21 protein-coding genes and 1 other annotated feature are annotated in these 22092 nt (G+C 47.3%); of the genes, 8 read left to right on the top strand and 13 right to left on the bottom strand.

Annotation, left to right across the window (positions count from 1 at the left end):
- Nucleotides 1-75 precede the first annotated feature (75 nt).
- The 7 genes from trpA to U9J37_RS05495 all read right to left on the bottom strand — a co-directional run bounded on the left by trpA (nucleotide 76) and on the right by U9J37_RS05495 (nucleotide 7089).
- Nucleotides 76-882 (bottom strand): tryptophan synthase subunit alpha, encoded by an 807-nt coding sequence (gene trpA, locus U9J37_RS05525; protein WP_005471917.1) that lies wholly within the window; start codon nucleotides 880-882, stop codon nucleotides 76-78.
- A complete protein-coding gene (gene trpB / locus U9J37_RS05520; protein ID WP_043886893.1) occupies nucleotides 882-2072 on the bottom strand; it encodes a tryptophan synthase subunit beta in 1191 nt (396 codons plus the stop codon). The genes trpA and trpB overlap by 1 nt, the downstream gene beginning before the upstream one ends.
- 58 nt (nucleotides 2073-2130) lie before the next feature.
- A complete protein-coding gene (gene trpCF, locus U9J37_RS05515) occupies nucleotides 2131-3570 on the bottom strand; it encodes a bifunctional indole-3-glycerol-phosphate synthase TrpC/phosphoribosylanthranilate isomerase TrpF (RefSeq protein ID WP_005472075.1) in 1440 nt (479 codons plus the stop codon).
- A gap of 13 nt (nucleotides 3571-3583) precedes the next feature.
- The gene (gene trpD / locus U9J37_RS05510) at nucleotides 3584-4582 is read right to left on the bottom strand and encodes an anthranilate phosphoribosyltransferase (RefSeq protein WP_005471991.1); all 999 of its coding nucleotides are present in this window, start codon (nucleotides 4580-4582) and stop codon (nucleotides 3584-3586) included.
- Between the two features lie 11 nt (nucleotides 4583-4593).
- Nucleotides 4594-5187, bottom strand: a complete 594-nt coding sequence (locus U9J37_RS05505; protein ID WP_005472013.1) for an aminodeoxychorismate/anthranilate synthase component II — start codon at nucleotides 5185-5187, stop codon at nucleotides 4594-4596.
- Nucleotides 5188-5193: 6 nt separating this feature from the next.
- On the bottom strand, nucleotides 5194-6771 hold the full coding sequence (locus U9J37_RS05500; RefSeq protein ID WP_005472055.1) for an anthranilate synthase component 1: 1578 nt from the start codon (nucleotides 6769-6771) through the stop codon (nucleotides 5194-5196).
- A 130-nt stretch (nucleotides 6772-6901) separates the two neighbouring features.
- Nucleotides 6902-7005 (bottom strand) — a sequence feature (Trp leader region).
- Nucleotides 6952-7089 carry a tryptophan operon leader peptide gene (locus tag U9J37_RS05495; RefSeq protein WP_005472031.1) on the bottom strand — a complete coding sequence of 46 codons (138 nt, stop codon included), beginning with the start codon at nucleotides 7087-7089 and terminating at the stop codon, nucleotides 6952-6954. (Overlaps the previous feature by 54 nt.)
- 83 nt (nucleotides 7090-7172) lie before the next feature.
- Between U9J37_RS05495 and rnm the strand changes: the two genes are divergently transcribed.
- The 3 genes from rnm to rluB all read left to right on the top strand — a co-directional run bounded on the left by rnm (nucleotide 7173) and on the right by rluB (nucleotide 9785).
- Complete coding sequence (rnm, locus tag U9J37_RS05490) at nucleotides 7173-8024, top strand: RNase RNM (RefSeq protein ID WP_005472066.1); 852 nt, start codon at nucleotides 7173-7175, stop codon at nucleotides 8022-8024.
- A 65-nt stretch (nucleotides 8025-8089) separates the two neighbouring features.
- Nucleotides 8090-8710, top strand: coding sequence for an L-threonylcarbamoyladenylate synthase (locus U9J37_RS05485; protein WP_005471931.1), 621 nt, complete (start codon nucleotides 8090-8092; stop codon nucleotides 8708-8710).
- 106 nt (nucleotides 8711-8816) lie between these two features.
- Entirely contained in the window at nucleotides 8817-9785 is a 969-nt protein-coding gene (rluB, locus tag U9J37_RS05480) for a 23S rRNA pseudouridine(2605) synthase RluB (RefSeq protein ID WP_005471913.1), read from the top strand.
- Between the two features lie 35 nt (nucleotides 9786-9820).
- On the opposite strand, the gene U9J37_RS05475 is transcribed toward rluB, so the two are convergent.
- Nucleotides 9821-10390, bottom strand: coding sequence for a flavodoxin family protein (locus U9J37_RS05475; protein WP_005471894.1), 570 nt, complete (start codon nucleotides 10388-10390; stop codon nucleotides 9821-9823).
- 411 nt (nucleotides 10391-10801) lie between these two features.
- On the opposite strand from U9J37_RS05475, the gene U9J37_RS05470 reads away from it, so the two are divergent.
- Both U9J37_RS05470 and U9J37_RS05465 read left to right on the top strand, forming a co-directional pair.
- Nucleotides 10802-11719, top strand: a complete 918-nt coding sequence (locus tag U9J37_RS05470) for a leukocidin family pore-forming toxin (RefSeq protein ID WP_039479665.1) — start codon at nucleotides 10802-10804, stop codon at nucleotides 11717-11719.
- Between the two features lie 69 nt (nucleotides 11720-11788).
- A complete protein-coding gene (locus U9J37_RS05465) occupies nucleotides 11789-12478 on the top strand; it encodes a hypothetical protein (RefSeq protein WP_043886891.1) in 690 nt (229 codons plus the stop codon).
- Nucleotides 12479-12498: 20 nt separating this feature from the next.
- Here the strand turns inward: U9J37_RS05465 and U9J37_RS05460 are convergent, their stop codons facing one another.
- Entirely contained in the window at nucleotides 12499-13236 is a 738-nt protein-coding gene (locus tag U9J37_RS05460) for a GumC domain-containing protein (RefSeq protein WP_005471893.1), read from the bottom strand.
- A gap of 101 nt (nucleotides 13237-13337) precedes the next feature.
- On the opposite strand from U9J37_RS05460, the gene U9J37_RS05455 reads away from it, so the two are divergent.
- A complete protein-coding gene (locus tag U9J37_RS05455; protein WP_005472002.1) occupies nucleotides 13338-14234 on the top strand; it encodes a response regulator in 897 nt (298 codons plus the stop codon).
- A gap of 87 nt (nucleotides 14235-14321) precedes the next feature.
- On the opposite strand, the gene cydC is transcribed toward U9J37_RS05455, so the two are convergent.
- The 3 genes from cydC to trxB form a co-directional block, all read right to left on the bottom strand.
- Complete coding sequence (gene cydC, locus U9J37_RS05450; protein ID WP_005471967.1) at nucleotides 14322-16043, bottom strand: heme ABC transporter ATP-binding protein/permease CydC; 1722 nt, start codon at nucleotides 16041-16043, stop codon at nucleotides 14322-14324.
- Nucleotides 16036-17823, bottom strand: coding sequence for a heme ABC transporter permease/ATP-binding protein CydD (cydD, locus tag U9J37_RS05445; protein WP_005472156.1), 1788 nt, complete (start codon nucleotides 17821-17823; stop codon nucleotides 16036-16038). The genes cydC and cydD overlap by 8 nt, the downstream gene beginning before the upstream one ends.
- Before the next feature lie 129 nt (nucleotides 17824-17952).
- The gene (trxB, locus tag U9J37_RS05440; RefSeq protein ID WP_005471996.1) at nucleotides 17953-18915 is read right to left on the bottom strand and encodes a thioredoxin-disulfide reductase; all 963 of its coding nucleotides are present in this window, start codon (nucleotides 18913-18915) and stop codon (nucleotides 17953-17955) included.
- A gap of 391 nt (nucleotides 18916-19306) precedes the next feature.
- Between trxB and U9J37_RS05435 the strand changes: the two genes are divergently transcribed.
- Together U9J37_RS05435 and U9J37_RS05430 are read left to right on the top strand one after the other, a co-directional pair.
- Entirely contained in the window at nucleotides 19307-19966 is a 660-nt protein-coding gene (locus U9J37_RS05435) for a 2OG-Fe dioxygenase family protein (RefSeq protein ID WP_038134312.1), read from the top strand.
- Nucleotides 19950-21185: a cysteine desulfurase-like protein gene (locus U9J37_RS05430; protein WP_005472111.1), complete on the top strand. Its 1236-nt coding sequence runs from the start codon at nucleotides 19950-19952 to the stop codon at nucleotides 21183-21185. Before U9J37_RS05435 ends, U9J37_RS05430 begins: the two co-directional genes overlap by 17 nt.
- Before the next feature lie 59 nt (nucleotides 21186-21244).
- Here the strand turns inward: U9J37_RS05430 and U9J37_RS05425 are convergent, their stop codons facing one another.
- A complete protein-coding gene (locus tag U9J37_RS05425; RefSeq protein WP_005472129.1) occupies nucleotides 21245-22069 on the bottom strand; it encodes a DUF2797 domain-containing protein in 825 nt (274 codons plus the stop codon).
- Between the last annotated feature and the right edge of the window lie 23 nt (nucleotides 22070-22092).

The following is a 22092-nucleotide window of genomic DNA, read 5'->3' as shown; positions in this document are numbered from 1 at the left end:
TGGATTGTTAAAAAAAAGATCGATTTCATTATGATTTAAGAAACCGATCTCATAGATGTTTAGACGGCTAACACGTTACTTCTGTGTCGCAGCCTTCATGGAAGATACAAAATATGCGAGTTGTTGTAACATCTCGTCGGGTTTTTCTGTATAGGATTCAATGATTTTCACTACCGCCGAACCAGAAATTGCACCAGCGGCACCAGATTCTAGTGCTTGCTTCACCTGTGCTGGTTCTGAGATACCGAAGCCAAGCAGCGCTGGTGGCGCATCGAACTGGTTCAGCCTATCTAGCATGTGACCAACAGGCATGTTTGCCTTAGTCTCTGCGCCAGTAACCCCTGCACGAGAGAGTAGGTAAGTGTAACCACCACCTAGCTCTGATACTTGCTTGAGTGTTTCATCACTTGCTGTTGGTGGAGCAATAAAGATCGGATGAATACCAAACTTCTCTGCTGCTGCAACAAACTCGGCACTCTCATTGGTTGGTACGTCTGCAATCAACACAGAATCGATGCCCGCTTTTGCACAGCGCTTGTAGAAGTTTTCGATGCCACGTGAATACACAAGGTTTGCGTACATCAAAAGACCGATTGGAAGATCTGGGTACTTCCCTCGAATCTTACCAATTTGCTCGAAGCAGATATCTGGCGTAGCGCCTGAGTCTAATGCACGAATGTTAGCGCCTTGGATCGTTGGGCCATCGGCAAGTGGATCTGAGAATGGGATGCCAAGTTCTAGTGCATCGGCGCCAGACTCAACAAGCGTTTCCATGATTTTGTAAGATTGCTCTGCGTTTGGATCGCAAACCGTCACAAACGGCACAAATGCGCCTTGGTTTTTCTCGTTTAGGCGCGCAAACATCTTCTCATAACGGCTCATTAGATTGCTCCTTTTTCTTCCAAGATAGCGTGCACGGTGAAGATGTCTTTGTCACCACGACCTGATAGATTCACAACCAATAGTTGCTCTTTTTCTGGATTCTCACGAGCCATACGCAGCGCATGGGCAAGAGCGTGAGAAGATTCTAAAGCTGGGATAATGCCTTCACTACGAGCGAGCTCTTGGAACGCATCGAGTGCTTCGTCGTCTGTGACGTTATCGTATTCAGCGCGGCCAATTGCGTTTAGGTGTGCGTGTTGTGGACCAACTGAAGGGAAATCAAGGCCCGCAGAGACAGAGTAAGATTCTTCAACTTGGCCGTTAGGGTCTTGCATTAGTGGCGCTTTCATTCCAAAGAAGATGCCCGTTTTACCATGCTTAAGTGGTGCGCCGTGCTGGTCGGTATCGATGCCTTTGCCTGCTGGCTCAACACCAATTAAGCGGACGTTTTCTTCTTCGATGAAGTCAGCAAACATACCAATCGCGTTTGAGCCACCGCCCACACACGCGATAACCGCGTCAGGAAGGCGACCTTCACGCGCCAAAATTTGATTCTTCGTTTCTTCACCAATCATTCGTTGGAAATCGCGCACAATAGTTGGGAATGGATGAGGTCCTGCCGCGGTACCGAGTAGGTAGTGCGCGTCTTCATAGCTTGCTGACCAGTCACGCAGTGCTTCGTTACAAGCATCTTTGAGTGTTGCAGAGCCCGAGTGAACAGGAATGACTTCTGCGCCCATGAGCTTCATGCGGAATACGTTCGGACTTTGACGCTCAACGTCTTTTGCACCCATGTAAACGCGGCACTTAAGGCCAAGCAGTGCACACGCGAGTGCAGTGGCAACACCGTGCTGGCCTGCGCCTGTTTCAGCAATGATTTCGTTTTTACCCATGCGTTTCGCAAGCAGCGCTTGACCTAACACTTGGTTGGTCTTGTGCGCGCCACCGTGAAGCAAGTCTTCGCGTTTTAGGTACAGTTTGGTCTTGGTTCCTTTGGTGAGATTACGAGTAAGCGTTAACGCCGTTGGACGACCGGCATACTCTTGAAGAAGCGTCATAAATTCACTGCGAAACTCTGGATCTTCTTGCGCCTCGATAAACGCTTGCTCGAGCTGCTCAAGCGCAGGTACCAATATTTGTGGGACGTATTGTCCGCCGTATTCACCAAAGTAGGCGTCTAGTTTTGCCATCATGTCTTCCCTTTAATTCGTTTGAGTCGGCATTCCGACTCAAGAAATTTTGTTTGTGTTAGTAGTCTCTAATCGCGGCAAAGGTTTGCTGCAGCTTGTCTAGGTCTTTTTTACCTGGAGAGTGCTCTACGCCTGAGTTCAAATCTAAGCCTAAGCAGCCTTGCTGTGATGCTTTTTGTGCATTGAAAGGATTAATTCCACCTGCAAGCATCACCTTTTCTGGATTGGAAATGAGCGACCAATCAAAAACCAGTCCGGTGCCGCCCGTTTGCGATCCGACTTTAGTATCCAAGAGGTGACGATCAACGCCTTGCGCGATCAACTCTGGCACCTTGTCGGTAACACCGTACGCTTTCCAGACTTCTACGTGGTCAGGCAGTTGTGACTTGAGTGCGGTGACAAACGCTTGATCCTCTTGACCATGAAGTTGTACCGCTTTTAAACCTAACTCAGACACTCGCTGGCAAATAAAGTCTGCCTCGTGGTTTTGGAACACGCCGACATACTTGAGTGGCGCACCGCTCATGGTTAGCCGAGCCGTTTCCAAATCGACGTAGCGCTTTGATTGTTCGACGAAGATTAAGCCCCCAAAGATGGCGCCAGCTTGATATGCTTTTGCCGCGTCATCGGGATGAGTGAGGCCGCAGACTTTGTTTTCACCTAGTGTCACTTTGCGTACTGCGAGCTCGAGATTCTCTTCTGCCATCAGCGAACTGCCAATCAAGAAGCCATCAGCGTATTCGGCTAAATCTCGAACCTGTTGGTGCGTGTAAATGCCGGACTCTGAAATCACCGTCGCGTTTGGCGCCAGCTCGCGAATGGTTGGTGCCAGTTCTTTGGTACGGTTCAAATCAGTACTTAGGTCGCGCAGGTTGCGGTTATTGATGCCGATAACTCGAGCGCCTAGCTTAACCGCGCGATGAAGTTCTTCTTCATTGCTTACTTCGGTCAGGATGCCCATGTTTAGGCTGTGTGCCGCTTCCTCTAGCGCTTTGTACTCTTCGTCATTGAGGACAGACAGCATCAGTAATACGGCGTCTGCACTGTAATGACGCGCTAAGTACACTTGATAGGCATCCACCATAAAGTCTTTACACAGAACAGGCTGTTTTACTTGGCTACGTACCTGCGGCAGGAAATCAAAGTTTCCTTGGAAGTATTTCTCGTCTGTTAGGACTGAAATTGCGTCAGCGTGATTGTTATAAACTGACGCGATGTAATCTAAATCGAAATCATCACGAATCAAGCCTTTAGAAGGGGAGGCTTTTTTACATTCAGTGATAAACACCGTTTTCTCACCGCTGAGCGCATCGTAAAAGCTGCGGTCAGATGGCAGTAAGTCAGACTGAAATGTGCTCAGCGGTTGAGACACTTTACGGTCTGCGACCAACTGATACTTGTCGCGAACAATTTTCGCTAGGACTTCTGCCATTTCTGCTTCTTTCTTAGAAACGTGTTCAGACAGATTGTCAGCTTGCTGAGTGTTGAAGTCAGTCATCTTCTTCAGTTCCTTAAGCGTGTGCGGCAAGTTGTTGTACCAATTGGTACGCCTTACCTGAATTCATTGCCTCAATCGCTTGCTGCGTGTTGGCTTTTAAATCTTCGTGGCCGAATAGGCGCATCAACAGAGCAACGTTCACCGCCACTGCGCCCAATTGTGCGTCTGTCCCTTTACCCGTCAGGATGTTGGTGATGATCGCTTTGTTTTCTTCAGGATCGCCACCTTTAATCGCTTCTAGTGGGTGAGCTTCTAGACCGAAGTCTGCAGGCGTTAGTTTGTATTCTGTGATCTCACCGTCTTTGATTTCAGCAACGGTTGTTTCACCGTGAATCGCCACTTCGTCCAAACCGCTACCGTGTACCACTGCGGCGCGTTTCATGCCCATTTGTAGCATGGTTTCTGCGATAGGACGAACCAGTTCCTCGCTGTAAACGCCCATCAGTTCAATGTTTGGACGAGCAGGGTTAATCAGTGGGCCAAGAATGTTGAAAATGGTGCGCGTTTTCATGGTTTGACGCACAGGCATCGCGTGACGCACACCTCCGTGGTATTGCGGTGCAAATAGGAAAGCGACGCCGATATCGTCGACGGCTTTTCGCGTGTCTTCTGCACTCATCGCTAAATTGATGCCAAACGAGTCAAGAAGATCCGACGAACCCGATTTGCTTGAGACGCTACGGTTACCGTGTTTCGCGACTTTCAGACCACACGCTGCCGCAACAAACGCCGCAGTCGTCGAAATGTTAATGGTGTTGTGGCCATCTCCACCTGTTCCCACGATGTCTGCGAAATCGTAATCTGGGCGCGGAAATGGGTTGGCGTTGGCTAACAGCGCTTTCGCTGCGCCTGCGATCTCATCGGGTGTTTCGCCTTTTATTTTGAGTGCAGTCAGTGCCGATGCCATCAAAATCGGATCGAGCTCACCACGAATGATGATGTCGAACAGCTGTTGGCTCTCTTCTTGAGTCAGCGATTGTTGGTCATATAGTTTGTTAATAATCTGTTCCATGAATAATCTCCTTAATGCTGCTCGTTGTGTTGTTGAGCCCAATCAATCGCGTTAGCCAATAAGGTTGCGCCGTAGGTGGTCATTATTGACTCTGGGTGGAATTGGAAGCCACACACCTTGTCTTGCTCGTTGACCACAGACATCACCAAACCATCAACTTCTGCGGTAATGGTTAAGCTGTCAGGAACCATGGTTGCGACCAAGGAGTGGTATCGAGCAATGGCGAGCGGTGAAGGTAAATCAAGATAAGTTGGATGGTTTTGGTGTGCCATCATCGACACTTTGCCATGAATGATTTCACCTGCGCCTGCAACCGTACCACCGTATGCTTCAACAATGGCTTGGTGACCTAAGCAGATACCGATCATTGGCACTTTGCCTTTCAAGCGTTGGATAAGCTCTGGCATCGAGCCCGCTTCTGAAGGAGCGCCAGGACCTGGCGAGAGAAGAACCACAGCGTTGTCGAGCTTAGCTACTGCCGCTTCAATCGCTTCTGCTGCAATATGGTTTCGGTAGATGGTCACTTGGTGGCCTAGCGAACGGAATTGGTCAACGAGGTTGTAAGTGAAAGAATCAAAGTTATCGATGAATACAATGTTAGCCATGATCACTTACTCCTTGTCTTGGCGCGCTTGATGGGCGGTTTGAATGGCAGAGATAACCGCTTGAGCTTTACCACGTGTTTCGTCTGCTTCCGCTTGTGGATCGGAGTCAAATACCACGCCAGCACCGGCTTGAACTTGGGCGATGCCATTTTCGACATACGCAGAGCGAATCACAATACAGGTGTCGAGTGTGCCTTCGCCCGTTAAGTAACCCACAGCACCGCCGTAACTGCCACGGCGTGCGCCTTCCACATCACGAATTAACTGCATCGCGCGAATTTTAGGCGCGCCCGTCAATGTGCCCATGTTCATACAGGCTTGATAAGCGTGCAGGGCATCTAAGTCTTCACGTAGCTGGCCAACCACACGCGACACTAAGTGCATGACGTGACTGTAACGGTCGACTTTCAGTAGGTCAGCGACATGGCGAGTACCAGCTTGAGAGATACGCGCGACATCGTTACGTGCTAGGTCAACCAGCATCATGTGTTCAGCGTTTTCTTTTTTATCGCTGCGCAGTTCAAGCTCAATGCGGCTATCTAGGTCAAAATCGATCTCACCATTCGGGCGTTTACCGCGACGACGAGTCCCGGCAATTGGGTAGATTTCAATCTGGTTGGTGTCGGTTTCATACTTAAGCGCGCTTTCCGGTGAAGCGCCAAACAGAGTGAAAAGCTCGTCTTGCATGTAGAACATGTAAGGGCTTGGGTTACTCACTTTCAGCTCTTTGTATGCCGCCAGTGGAGAAGGGCAAGGTAGAGTAAAGCGGCGCGATGGAACCACTTGGAATACATCGCCTTTGACGACAAACTGCTTTAAATCACGCACGGTTTGGCAAAAATCTGCATCTGATACGCTTGGAACGGCTTCGACCGTGGTCAGTTGGTTGGCGCTCGGCAAGTGCTTTAACTGTGCGCACTCAGCTTGGATTTGCTCCACTCGCGCAGCCAGTGCCGCTTTTTGATCGCTGTTTGCGAACAAGGTTGCCTTTAAATCACACGTTTGACGCTGGTGATCGACGACCAATAAGGTTTCAGCAACGTAAAAGACGTAATCCGGGCATTGGTTAGTTTGCTCAGCATCACCGAGTGGCTCAAAGTTTGCGACGAGATCATAGGCAAACAGTCCGCCTAAGAATAGGGCATGCGGATGCTGATCGCTAAGGTCGAAACTATGCTGGATAAGGCGAAGAGCATCGAACGAAGAGGCTTCACGCAGTCTTGAATCTTCATCAAGGGTATCGCAAGGAGCGTCAAATTCTAGTGTGAGCACTTGGCCTTCAAAATGATGCGTAACGTTTGATTGAATGTTTTGCGCTAGGTGAGCGAGTAAGTGCATTCCGTTGTCGGTGAGTGCTGTCATGGTCACGGTATGACCAAAGCAGACAATACGAACGGCAGAGTCGACGATGAGCAGGCTTTTAAGGTCTTGTTTAGAGTCGATTTCAGCGGACTCTAACAGCAGGCTATCGGTTTTATTCTCACACAAGGTGTGGAACAAACGCGTTGGGTCCTGCGCGTAAGGAGCAGAGGCTTGAATAACTTCAAGGTTTCCTAGCTTTCTGATTTCAATGGCCTTGTTCACAAGACCTCCTTTTTATATAAAACTTTAAATCTTCCTGTCGTACATAGTGGCACAAAGCAAACGTTCACCCAATCGGGTTTTGGTTCAAATTGTCGATTGTTTAAGCACTTAGATGTGAGACAGACTACAAAACAAAAAGCCCGCTACTTGAGCGGGCTTGGGGTATTCCTTTCTAACTTTTTAGAAGTACACGCTAGCCCACCAAGAACTTGTCCAAGTGCGCCACCAAATAAGATTACCTGCATCCACAGAAGAGTTGTGGCTCTTTGAGAGCGCTGCAACTTTCAGTTTCTGGTCACGGGTAATTTCTTGTAACATAGTTGGCCTTAAATTCAGGTACTTCGTATTTGTGTACTAGTTAACTAGTGCAGAGGTAAAAAGTCAACTAAAAAAATAGAAATATGAGAATTGATTTACACAGCCATACCACTGCCTCTGACGGAAGACTGCCACCAAACGAACTGATTGATCGAGCGCTCAGTTTCAATCTTGAGGTAATAGCGATCACCGATCACGATACCGTCGATGGGTTAGCGCCTGCTCACGACTACATTAATGAAAACCAACTGCCGATTAAGCTTATTAATGGCATTGAGATTTCCACGGTGTGGCAAAATAAAGACATCCACATTGTTGGGCTGAATATTGATCCCAACTCGCCAGCGTTGCAGGCGTTGATTGCGCAGCAAAAAGCTCATCGAGAAGGGCGCGCGGAACTGATCGCACATCGCCTCAGCAAAGCAACTCGCGAAGGCGTGCTTGAAGAAGTCAAACAAATAGCGGGCGACGCGCCTATCACTCGAGCTCATTTCGCGAAATGGCTGGTTGAAAATGGCTACGCGAAAACGATGCAGCAAGTGTTTAAGAAGTATTTGACGCGCAACAATCCCGGTTATGTACCGCCGGCATGGTGCTCGATGAGTGAAGCTGTTGAGGCCATTCACGCTGCGGGTGGGCAAGCTGTCCTTGCCCATCCTGGCCGCTACGATTTAACGGCAAAATGGATAAAACGCCTGTTAGCGGCATTTGTTGAAGCCGGTGGTGACGCGATGGAAATCGCACAGCCACAACAAGGGCAACAAGAAAGACGCAACTTAGCTGATTATGCTATACAATACAAACTATTAGCTTCTCAAGGTAGCGACTTCCACTATCCGTCTCCGTGGATGGAGTTAGGGCGCAACTTATGGTTGCCATCAGGCGTCGAACCTGTATGGAAAGATTGGGGTATCGAGCCTTCAAGCGCAGAGTAATTTGCCCGGATTAAGTCGATATCAATTAACTATAGAGTCGAGAGACTCGATAATGAGGAATTACAATGAGCCAGTTTTTTTACGTTCATCCAGAAAACCCACAGGCTCGCTTGATCAATCAAGCTGTAGCAATCATTCGTAATGGCGGGGTAGTGGTTTACCCAACAGACTCAGGCTATGCATTGGGTTGCCAGCTAGAAAACAAACAGGCTTTGGAGCGTATCTGTCAGATCCGTCGTCTTGACGAGAAACACAACTTTACTCTGTTGTGTCGAGACTTGTCTGAGCTCTCGCTTTACGCGCGTGTTGATAACTCGGCGTTTCGTTTGCTGAAAAATAACACCCCAGGTCCTTACACGTTTATCTTTAAAGGGACGAAAGAAGTTCCTCGTCGCTTAATGAACTCAAAACGTAAGACGATCGGTATTCGTGTGCCAGATAACCAAATCGCACTTGATTTGCTCGAAGCGCTTGGTGAGCCGCTGATGTCGACCTCATTGATTTTGCCAGGTAACGACTATACAGAATCAGATCCAGAGGACATCCGTGACAAACTAGAGCACGCCGTCGATTGTATTTTGAATGGCGGCTACCTTGGTGAGCAACCAACCACGGTGGTTGACTTCAGTGATGATGACCCCGTCATCGCTCGACTGGGTTCGGGTGATCCAACGCCATTTGAGTAATCAAAAGTTCGTGATTTCCGACACACTTTTTGCGATAATGTGCGGCCGCGATTTCGGGTCGCACATTTTTATTCGACGTCTGCGAAGACGACACATAGGTAAATAAATGAACGAAAAATTACAGAAAGTATTAGCACGAGCAGGTCATGGATCACGTCGCGAGCTGGAAGCTTTGATTAAAGCGGGCCGTGTCAGTGTGAATGGCGTTGTCGCTAAACTTGGTGAGCGACTAGAAGATGAAAACGCCATTGTGCGTATTGATGGCCATACTGTGTCTGCAAAGGCTCAGGAAGAGGTTATCTGTCGTGTTCTTGCTTACTACAAGCCGGAAGGTGAACTGTGTACTCGTCATGACCCAGAAGGTCGTCGCACTGTATTTGACCGTCTACCAAAAATCCGCGGTTCGCGCTGGATTTCTGTTGGTCGTCTTGATGCTAACACATCAGGCCTGCTGCTATTCACAACCGATGGTGAGCTGGCAAACCGCCTAATGCACCCAAGCCGTCAGGTAGAACGTGAATATCTAGTACGTGTGTTCGGTGAAGTGACCGAGCAAAAAGTGAAAAACCTAGTTCGCGGTGTTGAGCTGGAAGATGGTATGGCACGTTTCGAAGACGTTGTGTACGCTGGTGGTGATGGTATGAACCACACCTTCTATGTCGCAATTAACGAAGGTCGTAACCGTGAAGTTCGTCGTCTTTGGGAATCTCAAGAGACAACGGTAAGCCGTCTTAAACGTGTTCGTTACGGTGATATCTACCTAGACAAGAAACTGCCACGCGGCGGTTGGATGGAGCTAGACCTTAAACAAGTAAACTACTTGCGTGAACTTGTTGAACTTCGCCCAGAAAAAGAAACGTTACTCGATGAAAACAAAGCGAACAGCTCTCGTAAACGTGAGCGCTCTCGTAGCCAAAAGATTCGTCGCGCCGTTAAGCGTCACGAAGAGCGAGTAAACAGCGGTGGTGGTCGTAGCAACAACCCATCGCGTCGTAAACCGCGTAAAGGTGCTGGAGAACAAGGTTCTCGCGCAAAACAAGGTAATAGCAAACCTCAACGCCAATCGCGTAAATAATTGAAAAAGCAGCCTTCTGGCTGCTTTTTTCGTTTTCACCTTCTGGTTTTTATCCGTTTTATCCACAGAGCCATTCTTTCTCCTAAGTACTTTGCAGTTGCAAGATCCGATGGGTGCACTTCACAATTAACCCCTTGGGCCACAACGCCTGCTTGGGTGCCAAGCCGATTGAGCCCCAGCTCACCTGTTCCTGTCGTCTTGTCTAGACCTAACCACAGCATGCCATGCTGACCAGCGAGAGTCTGGATGTATTGAAGGGTACTAGATTGGTCGCCATTCATCGCGCCCCCACTGGTAAAGCCCGCTGCTATTTTCCCCGACCATTTTTGCTCTACCCAAGTGTCACTACTGGCGTCAGCAAATGCTTTGAACTGAGCCGCGACGCCACCCATATAGGTTGGGGAGCCGAAAATTATCCCTTCGCAATCCACCAATTGCTGAAATAGTTCAGCATTACAAAATCGGCCTTCGACAATCTCTCTGCCTGCTATTCGATGAGAGATAACTTCAACTCCGCCATGGCTTTCAATCCCAGCGGCAATTGCTTTGGCCAGTTGGGCTGTGACGTCAGTTTGAGAAAAATAGATAATCGCAATCTTAGACAAATCATGTTCCTTTTTAGTCAAGTTAATTGAGTTGTAGAACAGGCTAAAACCTCAACCATACTTAAGGTCAACGAAATTTTTCATCTAATAGTAAAGCGTGGAATTCGGTGGGGCTGTGTTGACGCGATGGGTGAATATAAATTCATCTAGATTAACTAAATATTGTTAACATATTATTCTTATAAATATCAATATGGTGAAAGCAGTTTGGTTAAGTAATGGAACAAGTATCCCATCGAAATATTATTCTGCTTTTTTTATAAAATTCGGCGAAGCATTATCCGGATGAATGCTGCTAGTTAGCATTTATCTACTTAAAAAATAAGTAGTTAGTTAAGTTTTTCCTAATGATGGCTTAATTCTTTTATTAGGTTTTAATAATATATAAAACATAATTAACAGGATAATATAATGAATAACCAACGCGTAACCCTGAGTGCGGTAGCACTTACTTTAATTGGAGCCTTGGCTCCCGCTTACGCTGCAGACACCTTGAAAGCGTACACCTCGACCTTACTGGAACTTGACGACAGTGATGCGAGATCGAAGAAGATTCGCCTTATATATTCGCTAGAGAATGTTTGGAATAGCTCTTTGTTACCAGATGGAGCGAAAGAGGCCAAATTACTACTGAACGGTGGGTCGGGTTTTGACATGACCAATGTTCCGAATAAGGAACAAATTTATGGTTTTGCAACCGGAGGAGATTACCGTTATACCGTTCCAACGGCGTTCAAGCTTGCGTTGAGTTATGCCAACGGTGCCCCTTTACGCCATATGAGCCACGCGCCAGAAAATACCATTGCGACCGCTTCTGTGAGTGAATCCCTAGACTTTAATTTGGGTTTCACTGCCTCTCAATCGCCTTCTATTAATGCAGGGGTATCTTGGAGCAACCGTGTGACGTATGACCAACCAGAGTTTCAGACCGTTGCTGACTTCAACCAAACCAATGAAAGCATCAGTTGGTTAATTGAAAACCGAACTATTCGAAACCATACACCAGCAAAAGATTGGTTGTTGTATCGCTGGACAAGTTGTGGGATGGGAAATCTAGTTGACTACAACGAACTGCCAATCGTGATGCGTTCTGACTTCAAACCACAAGTTGGCGCGGTTTACCGCAAAGAAAACATCAATGACGGCCAAAATACGACGGACATCAAACTGGTTGCTGGCTGGAGAAAAACCAATTACTACTTCGGTCGTGATTGGTGCAGTTGGTATACCTCATACCAAAACAGCTGGAAGAAAAACCGAGACAGTAGCCACTGGACGCAAACAGACCGCACGGTGACGATTGCTTGGAACGATAACCTTTACCACTAACCTAAACTGCCATTACCCATGCCAATGCGTGCGGTAATGGCAACACCACTCTTGGATAGGATTCAATATATGACAAGAATAAATGTGATTGTCGGGGTATCGTTGGCTTTAGGTGCACTTTACCTTGGGCTCAACTTCATGGGAGATGAGCGTGTACAGAATCGACCGATTGAGTCGAGTTCTGATCGCTTGTCAGTGACTCAAGATGCTCAACAGCCACTTAAGTCAGAGCATGCAACGCCGAGTGCAAATCAGGAGCGTGCAAACGACGCGACTGACACGATAGTAGAAGAGGTTCCCCTACCAGAGACGGCGTGGTTGTCTGACCCCATCAATCAACTCAGCAACGATCTTTATGATTTTATTGAATCAGAGCAGGTACGCTACATCAATACTACCGATTACCCGTTTGATGAAGAAAAAGAGCGCCAATTGAATGCTGTGATACAAGCCGGTGAAATGATCATGTTTGATAACACAGACCCTGATTATTTGGATAGTTATGGCGTGAGTGAAGCGCAAGTGGTGTCTGAGTACTTTGGTACTGCGTCAAAGGGCGATGTGATTGTTGCGACAGCGGTTGTTTTACCAGAAGGTGGGATGCATTACTTGGTTTTGCCGTTACAGAGAAAGTCTGCCGACGATGATTCGACGCTGATTAGCGACGTTAAACAAGCCGTTACGTTACTCAAAGACCAAAAGTTTGATTTGGTTAAACCGAGATCAACAGAACCAGGTTCTAGTGATAGCGCGTCATAACGTCAAACAGCAGTGTGTTATTAGCTGTTCTCGTTGATTAAATCCAAATATTTCTTCTCAACGAAATCCTTCTCTTTGGTGATGTGTTTGAGCTGCCGTTTGACATTGGCCAACTCTTGCTTGAGTTGGTCAATGTCACCTACCGAAGCGAGCTTTTTCTTGTAGTTGTCAATGGTTGCCAGCAGTTGCTCTTTCTCTTGCAAATGTTGTTTGAAGCTATCGGGTGCACCACCAGATTCGCTAATTTGGATATATTCATGCTCAAGTTGGTCGAACTCTTTTTCTATTTGCGCTTTCTCTTGGCGTAGACTTTCGACGGTATCATGTTGTTTTGCTAGCTTGGATTTTGCTTTTCGTAAACCACGCACACTTCGGTCGAGATCGGTGCGAAGTTTGGTGATCAGTTGGTGAGATTTGCTCAGCTTCGACGTTAAAGCATCCACCGTTTCCTTGTCTTGCTCACTCAGCATGCGATCATTTTCTGCTTTAATCTGTGAAACCTGTGCTTCTAGCGCTTGTTGAATCTCAATGAGGTCATTGAGCGTTTGGCTGTTGTCATTGGTATAGTTCAGCGCTTTATCAACCGACTCTTGGCACAACGAATATGTGGAAGAGTCCATCGCTTTGTTTCCCGATACCTCCTTTGCGAAACGGCGAAACTCACGAAGAATTAACCAAAGGACAATGAACCAGGCCAGTAAAATAAGCAGACCGGCATCGACCGCGAGTGCAGTTAGGTTCTCTGGTGTTAGGGTCATAGCGTTACCTAGGTTGGTTGAGAGAATAGGGTAAGTTTAGTTGTCGATGAAAAATGTACCTATAATTGAATCAGTTGATAGAGTGAAAGGACGCACATGACGTGAAGATTTTGATCGTTGATGACAGCAAAGCGACGCTTGAAATTGTGCGCCGCGCTTTAGAGTCTTTTGGGTATCGAAAGCTATCGATCAAGAAAACACCGTGTGCGACCCAAGCGCTTGGACTTGTGGCAACGTGGCAACCAGAAATTGTGTTAACCGACTGGTACATGCCGGAGATGACGGGGTTGGACTTGATTGCTAAGGTCAAAAAGTGCGCGCCGAATGTCAAACTCGGTATGATCACCACGGTTGATGAACAGAGCCAAGTAGACCTTGCTCTATCAGCTGGCGCACAGTTTGTGCTCTCTAAGCCCTTTGAAGATGAACAATTGCATAGAGCCTTGCTTCCTTTGGTTCAGGGAGCAGAAGAAGATGAGTTGTTGATTGAGCCAGAAGCCGATGTGCAACCCGAGTTGGCGCTCCCAAAGTTGTCGCAGTTAGCCAAGTTATTGACCAAGGTGATCGGAGGAGAGGTCGGGATTCATACTATCCAACTGCAGCAATTTGATGAGAGTAAACTGCCTTGTCTGATGGCCGTGTATGAAGATTCGGAAACGCAGCGCTTAAAAGCGATAGCTCTGCTTGATCTTTACGCTATTTGCGTCTTTTCACAGGGAAACAAAACCGTGACTCAGGCCGATATCCAAACGGCGATCCACAACAAAGTGGTGTCTAAGCGAATACTCGACAGCTGTCATAAGGTCCTTGAGCAATCTTCCATCGCGTTCTTGGATTCCAACTCTCGAAAAAGCTTACGTTTGAAAAGTGTCAACTTCATCACCAAACCATTTGAAAAACTCAAACACCTCTATGAAAAAGATCCGGCCTCTCGGCTCGACTTTTCATGTCAAATCCCAGATATGGCTCAAGGCAAAGTGACGTTGATTGGCTTTTGAATTTGCGCAGCCAACACAAACTGAGTTAAGACAAGCTCAATAGTAGAAGTAAAAAAGCCGAAGTGTGGTGACTTCGGCTTTAGTTGTTTATAGCGTTTGGTTGAGTTGATAGTAACGACCTTTTTGCTGGATAAGCGCATCGTGACTGCCGTATTCGACAATCTCACCTTGCTCAATCAGGCAGATGGCATCCATCTTATCGAGATCAACGAGTCGGTGAGTAATGAACAGAACGGTTTTATCGACGAAATGCGACTCAAACAGCTGCATGATTTGCTGCTCTGTTTGCTTATCAAGACCTTCGGTTGGCTCATCAAGCAGTAAGATCGGTGCATTGTGTAACAGTGCCCGCGCAATACCTATTCGACGTTTTTCGCCCCCTGAAAGCTGACGTCCACCGTCACCTAGCCAAGTATCTAAGCCCGTTTCAGTAAGAAGTTTTTCTAGACCAACCTTAGCTAAAATAGCAGTTAACTCTGCATCGTCGCAATCTGGCGAAGCCATGAGCAGGTTGTCACGTAGAGACCCGTTTAGAATATCCACGCGCTGACTGACCACGCTGATTGCCTGACGAAGCTGGCTCTCACTCCACCGTTTAATTGGCTGTCCCGCGATGAGAATCTCGCCTTTTTGTACATCCCAATAACGGTTAAGCAACTGAAGCAGCGTTGACTTACCCGATCCCGTTTGGCCGACAACCGCGACACGTTGACGTGCAGGGATAGACAAATTGATATTGCTGACCACATCAACATCGCTATCAGGGTAGTGGAAAGTAATGCCTTTGTACTCGATAGAATACTCGTTAGAGTGTTCGATATCTTGCTGAGTAAACTGGACATCAGGTTCCGACAATGTGATGTCGTTGAGGCGTCGCGCCGAGGTGAGCGTTTGGCCAAGATGCTGGAAGGCACCCGCGATCGGCATCAGTAACTCTACACTTGCCATGGTGGCGAAAACGACAAGAGCGATCATAGGATCTGGGGTATTGCCAGCAACGCCGTCTGCCGCGAGCCAAAGCATCAGTACGACCGTCCAACCATTTGCTAACATCAGTAAGGCTTGAGCCAAGCCCGCAAAATGTGCGTTGAACAACTGATTTTTCAATAAACGTTGTTGAGCGTCTAAGATTGCCGTTCTGTAACGTTCTTGAGCGCCAAATAATGTCAGTTCGCTGTAGCCTTGTAACCAGTCAAGAGTAGCAATTCTTAGGTCAGCCTTGTTTTGTGTTAATTCTGAACCGTTACGTTTACCCAACTTATAGAACAGCACTGGCCATGTGAGTAGCAGCGTTAACAGAATCGCACCTAAAATTAACCCAAGATCACGATCAAACCAGCAAAGCAGCGCTGTAAGACCTGCAATACCGAACAGACCTACCACCATTGGGCTGACCAGTCTTAGATAGACGTGATCCATTGCGTCGATGTCTGCGACAAGGCGGTTGAGCAGATCGGCGTCTCGCAAGTTTGAAACTCGACCAGGAATCAGAGGAGCGAGTTTGGAGAAAAAGAACACGCGCAAGTCGGTGAGTAGTTTAAAGGTCGCGTTATGGCTAACAACGCGCTCACCCCAACGTCCTGCGGTTCTGCCCATTGCGAATCCGCGCACAAAGGCACCAGGCAACATGTAGTTGAAGGTTTCACGGGCAATGGTTAAGCCAGCAACGGCAGCGGCAGAGAGGAACCAGCCGGATAAGGTTAGCAAACCGATCGATGCGGCAATGGTTAGAAAGGCGAGGAGCATCCCTAGTGATAAACCAAACCAGTGTTTCTTATACAGTTTTAAGTAAGGGAGTAAATCACGCATCGAGATTCCCCTTATTTGCTTGGTCGAGTGCCTGATTGGCTTTTAACATCTGTTTGAATAGTCCATCTTGAGACGAAAGTTCATCAAATGATCCTGCTTGTGCGAGCTGGCCATTTTCCATCACTAGAATGTGTTCAACCCGCTTCAACGGCGTCAGCTGGTGGGTGACCATTAACGTTGTTTTGTCTGTAATCTGGCTTTCAAGGCCTTGCATTACTAGGCGCTCACTGCGCGCATCGAGGCTCGCGGTAGGTTCATCCAACAGCCAAAATTGTCCGTTTTGGATCATGGCGCGGGCAAGAGCGAGGCGCTGCGCTTGACCAACAGAAAGTCCACCAGAGCGGTCCGACACTTGATACTCTAAGCCATGTGTTTCGACAAATTCAGCGGCGTGCGACTCATTAAGCGCCTTGGCAATGATTGAATCCGAAACGTGGCTTTTGCCTAGAGTGATGTTGTCGCGAATAGAGCCATGCAGTAACAGTGGATTTTGCCCAACCCAACTGATTTTTTCACGCCAACTCGCGAGATCAAGCTCGGTTCGTTCTAGACCGTTGATAGAGAGAGACCCTTTATAGGGTAAAAATCCTAATATGGCATTGATTAAGCTCGTTTTACCTGCGCCACTAGGGCCGACAAGCGCGGTTGTTTGGCCGGCATTTAACTCAAAGCTGATTGGCCCGAGCAGTTTGACGCCTTCGGGAGAATAGACTTCGAGATCGCGGGCGCAGATGGTAACTGTTTCGTCGCCATCGAGTGTTTTATCGCCTGAACGAACGGTATCAACGTCGGTTTCCAAGAAGTCGACAATGCTTTCTGCCGCGCCAACGGCTTGCTGTTTCGCGTGGTAGAAAGTGCCTAGGTCGCGCAATGGTTGGTAAAACTCAGGAGCGAGGATCAATATAAAGAGTCCGGCAAACAGGGTCACCCCCGCGCCATAGTCGCCAAAGTTGAGTTCACCGATAAAAGCAAAACCAAAATAAACTGCGGTCAGTGCGATCGAAATAGAGGTAAAAAATTCGAGTACAGCTGAAGACAAAAAGGCGATTTTTAAGACGTCCATGGTGCGAGTTCGGAATACTTCAGAGGCACCACGCATCATTTCAGTTTCCGCTTTTGTTCTATCGAATAAGCGGATCGTCGTCATTGATTGCAGACGGTCGTAAAAATGACCCGACAATCGTTGCAGGGCCTTAAAGTTCTTGCGGTTGGCGTCCGCCGCTTTCATCCCTACAAGTGCCATGAACATAGGAACCAACGGCGCAGTGAGTAGGAAAATCAAGCCAGCAGCCCAGTTCACGGGGAAAACGACAATTAAAATGACAAAGGGTACAAGCACCGACAATGACATTTGCGGCAAGTAACGTGCAAAGAAGTCGTGCATGTCTTCGACTTGTTCAAGCAGCAAGGTTGCCCAAGCGCCAGCTGGTTTACCTTTTATGTAGGCAGGGCCAAGTTCTCTGAGCTTGTCTAAGATCACTTGACGAATGTACACGCGAATTTGTTCACCGCAACGATATCCGGCGACTTCTCGACCCCATGAACAGAGCGCGCGAACTGCGATAACGATCGCTAAGCCAACAAAATCGGGGAGTAAAGAAGATTTATCAACTTGTTCAATGATCAACGAATGTAGAATGTTGGCGAGCAAGGCCGCTTGAGCCAGCAGTAACACGCTTGAAAAGACGCCAAGGCCAACAGCGATCATCAGCCAGCGTTTTGCTAGCTTACTTTGCTGTTTGAGCCACTTGTTCAAGCCGCGCTGTTTCTTTTTATCCATTATGAAGGCTTAATGATAATTATTATTGCAATTAGAGCAGGGCATTATACAAAAGAAAGCCCCACGGGAATACCGCAGGGCTTTAAGGATTTGAGCTAAAAATGAAAAATATCTTTTAGCGACGGTTAATTATTGACTGTCTGCAAGGCCGTCTAAGTAACGCTCTGCATCAAGGGCTGCCATACACCCTGTTCCCGCCGATGTGATCGCTTGACGGTAGTTGTGATCCATCACGTCTCCCGCGGCGAAAATGCCAGGGATGCTCGTTTGGGTCGCGTTGCCTTCTAGGCCCGACTGGACAATGATGTAGCCATCTTTCATCTCTAGTTGGCCTTCGAAAATCGCAGTATTAGGCTGGTGACCAATTGCAATAAACGCCCCCATGACATCAATCTGTTCAACCGCGTCTGAGCGAGTGTCTTTAATGCGAACGCCAGTTACACCCATATCATCACCAACTACTTCTTCCAGTGTGCGATCGGTGTGCAAGATGATGTTGCCGTTTTCAACTTTATCCATCAGACGTTTAACGAGAATTTTCTCTGCTCGGAAACTATCACGACGGTGAATCAGATGAACTTCCGACGCGATATTCGATAGGTAGAGCGCTTCTTCAACGGCTGTGTTACCGCCACCTACAACTGCCACTTTTTGGTTACGGTAGAAGAATCCATCACACGTTGCACATGCTGAAACACCACGTCCTTTAAACGCTTCTTCAGACTCAAGGCCTAGGTATTTCGCCGAAGCGCCAGTCGAGATAATAAGCGCGTCACAGGTGTATTCACCGCTGTCTCCTTTCAGACGGAAAGGGCGCTGGCTGAAATCGACTTGATTAATGTGGTCAAACAAAATTTCGGTTTCGAAGCGCTCCGCGTGCTCTTTCATTCGATCCATCAGACCTGGACCGGTTAGTCCTTCTGGATCACCTGGCCAGTTTTCAACTTCAGTGGTAGTCGTCAATTGGCCGCCTTGCTGCATGCCTGTGACAAGCACCGGATTTAAATTTGCGCGAGCGGCATAAACCGCGGCTGTGTACCCAGCAGGACCCGAACCAAGAATTAGTAATTTACTGTGTTTTACGTCGCTCATTTGTGCTCCATAGCGGTGACGCTTATTAATTTTTAACGCTTTCGATTATATGGGGGTAAACCGCCAGTTCACAAGAGATAGAACTGTAATAAATGGTTATAGATTAGAACGCAAACGTTGCCGTTTTTGCGTTTGGGATAGGCGGTAAACCATTGAAATTAATTCGAAATGATTCCTTGTTAGTGAAGTCTTCTAGTTTTTTAGTTATGAATTGTTCAATATTGGTATCTATCACTAGTAAGTGATGCATTGGTGGTTATTTGTATTTAATTTGTAAAAATGTTGGATATAAAAACTGAAAATTCTTGATTTGACGGAATAACTACGCAAATAATGGTTGTGAACAAGATGTTAAGAACAAATTACTTTATGTACACTCATTAAGGAGATGATGATGTTACATACTCGCGAAACAACCCTACAACTCACCAAACTCAGCGACAATGCCATTGCTCAACTTGCCCCATCATTTACTAAGTTACCAAACACGGAGCATGCAGATGGTCAGTATCGATTACGTCGTTACTCCGTCGTTGAATTTCGAGATGGCAAAGTGATCGATCTAAATAAAAACGAGTTTATGCAAACTGATGAGATCAATCGCTTTCAAGGTAACGTTGTTCGCCAATTCGAACCTGTAGAACAAACCACATTAGCAAGCGAAGGAATGCGCGAAATCTGCGAAGTGTTCGTTCAGGCAAATGGCCTTGCCAATGGGCAGGAGATCGAAATTCACCAAATTCGTATCTCGGCGGTATACGATGAAACACAAGTTGCGCCAGAGGGTGTTCATCAGGATGGGTTTGATCACATCGCTTTGATTGGTATGGGGCGTCACAATATTGAAGGTGGCGATATCATGCTTTACAACAGTTTTAATGAAGCGCCATTTTTCCGTAAAACGCTACAAAGCGGAGAAGTTGCCATGTTGGCTGACAACAAGCTTTGGCACAACGCGACACCAATCCGCTCGGTTATTGAAGGCGAAGCGGGCCACATGGATGTATTTGTATTAACAGCGAAGGAAGCGGTGAATGAACTTCACTCCTAATTTAGTTAGGGCGCAGTTTAGCGCCTTACAGCAAACTCACGATGATCTTCCAGTCATCTTTTTGGATGGGCCGGGTGGCTCTCAAGTTCCTCTGTCAGTATTAGAGGCAATGAATGCCTACCTGGGTTTTTATAATTCCAACCTTGGGGGTCATTACTTTTCGAGCAAGCGTACCACTGAGCTGATGAAAGATGCCCGTGAACACGCCGCCGCACTCGTGAATGCAGAATCGGCTGACAACATCGTCTTTGGCGCCAACATGACATCACTCACTTTCCAACTTAGTCGCTCTATTAGTCGAGGTTGGCAGTTAGGTGATGAAGTTATCGTGACGGCGCTCGACCACTATTCGAATGTGTCGAGTTGGCAACAAGCGGCGGAAGACAAAGGCGCTATTGTTCATCAAGCAAGAGTTGTAGAAGATGACTGTACTCTAGATATCGAGCATCTGCTTTCATTAATCAATCAAAACACTAAGTTAGTTGCGCTGACCTATGCGTCTAATACCACGGGATCCATTGTCGATGTTAAGCGAGTGGTTGATGCCGCTCATCAAGTCGGAGCAATGGTTTATGTCGATGCGGTTCACTACGCGCCACATCATCTTGTGGATGTACAAAAGCTAGGATGTGATTTTCTCGCCTGCTCCGCCTACAAGTTTTTCGGACCGCATGTGGGCATTGCCTACGTTGCTCCGAAATGGCTTCAGACCTTGCAGCCGTATAAAGTTGAACCGGCAACGGATATTGGCCCAGGAAGATTCGAAACTGGGACACAGAGCTTTGAAGGGCTTGCCGGTGTGATTGCAGCGGTCAAATACTTGGCTCAATGGGGCTATGATGGTGACCCGTTACGAACACGTTTGGTGGATTCGTTTCAGCAGTTCAACCAACACGAATGTGCTCTGAGTGAGCGATTCTTGAAACGCTTGGATGAGCTTGAAGGCGTCACATTGTGGGGAAGAAAAGAAGCGGACAGTGCACTTCGCACGCCGACCTTTGCACTGACCTTTGATGGTATTTCTCCCGAGGAAGTGGCACGCAAACTCGGTGAACGCAATGTGTGTGTTTGGAATGGACACTTCTATGCATTGGGCTTGGTGAGGCAATTAGACTTGGAAAAATCGGGCGGTGTCGTCCGTATTGGCTTCATGCACTACAATACGCTCCAAGAAGTCGATTTCTTGTTTGATGAACTCAAAGCGATCCTCAACCCGTAACGATGAAAAAGACCTCCCAGTTGGAGGTCTTTTGTATGTCACTAAAAGCTAGCGGAATCCTAGCTACTGACTTCCACTTCGTAAGATGTGAATTTGCGAATGTTGATCACGCCAGTATCAAAGATCATGTACTGACCTTTAATTCCTTGAAGTACGCCTGTCACTTCTGGGTTCTTATCAAAGTTGTGAGAAGTGATTTTGGTTGGATGCTGCGTTACCGGATATTGGATAGATGTGGTCTCTGCATTGAGCACTTCAATTGCGTCATCACCAAATTGAGCACGAATTTGTGCGATTTTGTCTTCCACAAGCGGCAGCAACTGCGCGAACTTTTCTTCCAGCGCCATTGGTTCACCATCGCCTTTGAGCAGCGTGCGCCAATTGGTTTTGTCTGCAATATGCTTGGCGAGTTCTACTTCGATCAACCCTGAGATATGACGAGTTTTGACTTTAAAGATCGGCAAGCCTTGTGTGGCGCCTTGGTCAATCCAACGGGTAGGGATTTGAGTGTGGCGTGTAATACCGACTTTCAGACTCGACGTGTTCGAAAGGTAGACGAAATGGTCCACCATGCAATTTTCTTCACCCCACTGTGGCTCGCGACAAGTACCTTGATCGTAGTGACACGTCTCAGGCTTCATGATGCACATGTCGCAGCTAGCGAGCTTTTTCATGCAAACAAAGCAGTGCCCTTGAGAGTAACTTTTTTTGGTTTTCTTGCCGCAAGAGCAGCAGTAAATACTACCGGTATGCGTCAGAGTCAGGGTTTGACCGATGAATGGTGCTAGGTCGATTTCTTCATCTCCGACCGGAAGGCGATAGTGAACCTCGCCTTCGAGAGAAGCACGCATTTTATTTAGCGTACCTTTTGCTATTAAAGACATGACATTGCTCTTTTGTTTTGTGT

The organism is Vibrio sp. 16 (assembly GCF_963681195.1).
GTDB classification, from domain to species: Bacteria; Pseudomonadota; Gammaproteobacteria; order Enterobacterales; family Vibrionaceae; genus Vibrio; species Vibrio sinaloensis_D.
This window is presented reverse-complemented; position numbering and strand designations above follow the sequence as displayed.

What these genes read in the sequence shown, in the direction of transcription:
- U9J37_RS05430 (WP_005472111.1), top strand. Translation starts at nt 19,950, where the DNA reads ATGAACTTCACTCCTAATTTAGTTAGGGCGCAGTTTAGCGCCTTACAG.
- U9J37_RS05460 (WP_005471893.1), bottom strand. Translation starts at nt 13,236, where the DNA reads ATGACCCTAACACCAGAGAACCTAACTGCACTCGCGGTCGATGCCGGT.
- cydC (WP_005471967.1), bottom strand. Translation starts at nt 16,043, where the DNA reads ATGCGTGATTTACTCCCTTACTTAAAACTGTATAAGAAACACTGGTTT.
- cydD (WP_005472156.1), bottom strand. Translation starts at nt 17,823, where the DNA reads ATGGATAAAAAGAAACAGCGCGGCTTGAACAAGTGGCTCAAACAGCAA.
- U9J37_RS05495 (WP_005472031.1), bottom strand. Translation starts at nt 7,089, where the DNA reads ATGTTACAAGAAATTACCCGTGACCAGAAACTGAAAGTTGCAGCGCTC.
- rnm (WP_005472066.1), top strand. Translation starts at nt 7,173, where the DNA reads ATGAGAATTGATTTACACAGCCATACCACTGCCTCTGACGGAAGACTG.
- trpA (WP_005471917.1), bottom strand. Translation starts at nt 882, where the DNA reads ATGAGCCGTTATGAGAAGATGTTTGCGCGCCTAAACGAGAAAAACCAA.
- U9J37_RS05425 (WP_005472129.1), bottom strand. Translation starts at nt 22,069, where the DNA reads ATGTCTTTAATAGCAAAAGGTACGCTAAATAAAATGCGTGCTTCTCTC.
- rluB (WP_005471913.1), top strand. Translation starts at nt 8,817, where the DNA reads ATGAACGAAAAATTACAGAAAGTATTAGCACGAGCAGGTCATGGATCA.
- trpCF (WP_005472075.1), bottom strand. Translation starts at nt 3,570, where the DNA reads ATGACTGACTTCAACACTCAGCAAGCTGACAATCTGTCTGAACACGTT.
- U9J37_RS05470 (WP_039479665.1), top strand. Translation starts at nt 10,802, where the DNA reads ATGAATAACCAACGCGTAACCCTGAGTGCGGTAGCACTTACTTTAATT.
- U9J37_RS05505 (WP_005472013.1), bottom strand. Translation starts at nt 5,187, where the DNA reads ATGGCTAACATTGTATTCATCGATAACTTTGATTCTTTCACTTACAAC.
- U9J37_RS05465 (WP_043886891.1), top strand. Translation starts at nt 11,789, where the DNA reads ATGACAAGAATAAATGTGATTGTCGGGGTATCGTTGGCTTTAGGTGCA.
- U9J37_RS05435 (WP_038134312.1), top strand. Translation starts at nt 19,307, where the DNA reads ATGATGTTACATACTCGCGAAACAACCCTACAACTCACCAAACTCAGC.
- trpB (WP_043886893.1), bottom strand. Translation starts at nt 2,072, where the DNA reads ATGGCAAAACTAGACGCCTACTTTGGTGAATACGGCGGACAATACGTC.
- trpD (WP_005471991.1), bottom strand. Translation starts at nt 4,582, where the DNA reads ATGGAACAGATTATTAACAAACTATATGACCAACAATCGCTGACTCAA.
- trxB (WP_005471996.1), bottom strand. Translation starts at nt 18,915, where the DNA reads ATGAGCGACGTAAAACACAGTAAATTACTAATTCTTGGTTCGGGTCCT.
- U9J37_RS05485 (WP_005471931.1), top strand. Translation starts at nt 8,090, where the DNA reads ATGAGCCAGTTTTTTTACGTTCATCCAGAAAACCCACAGGCTCGCTTG.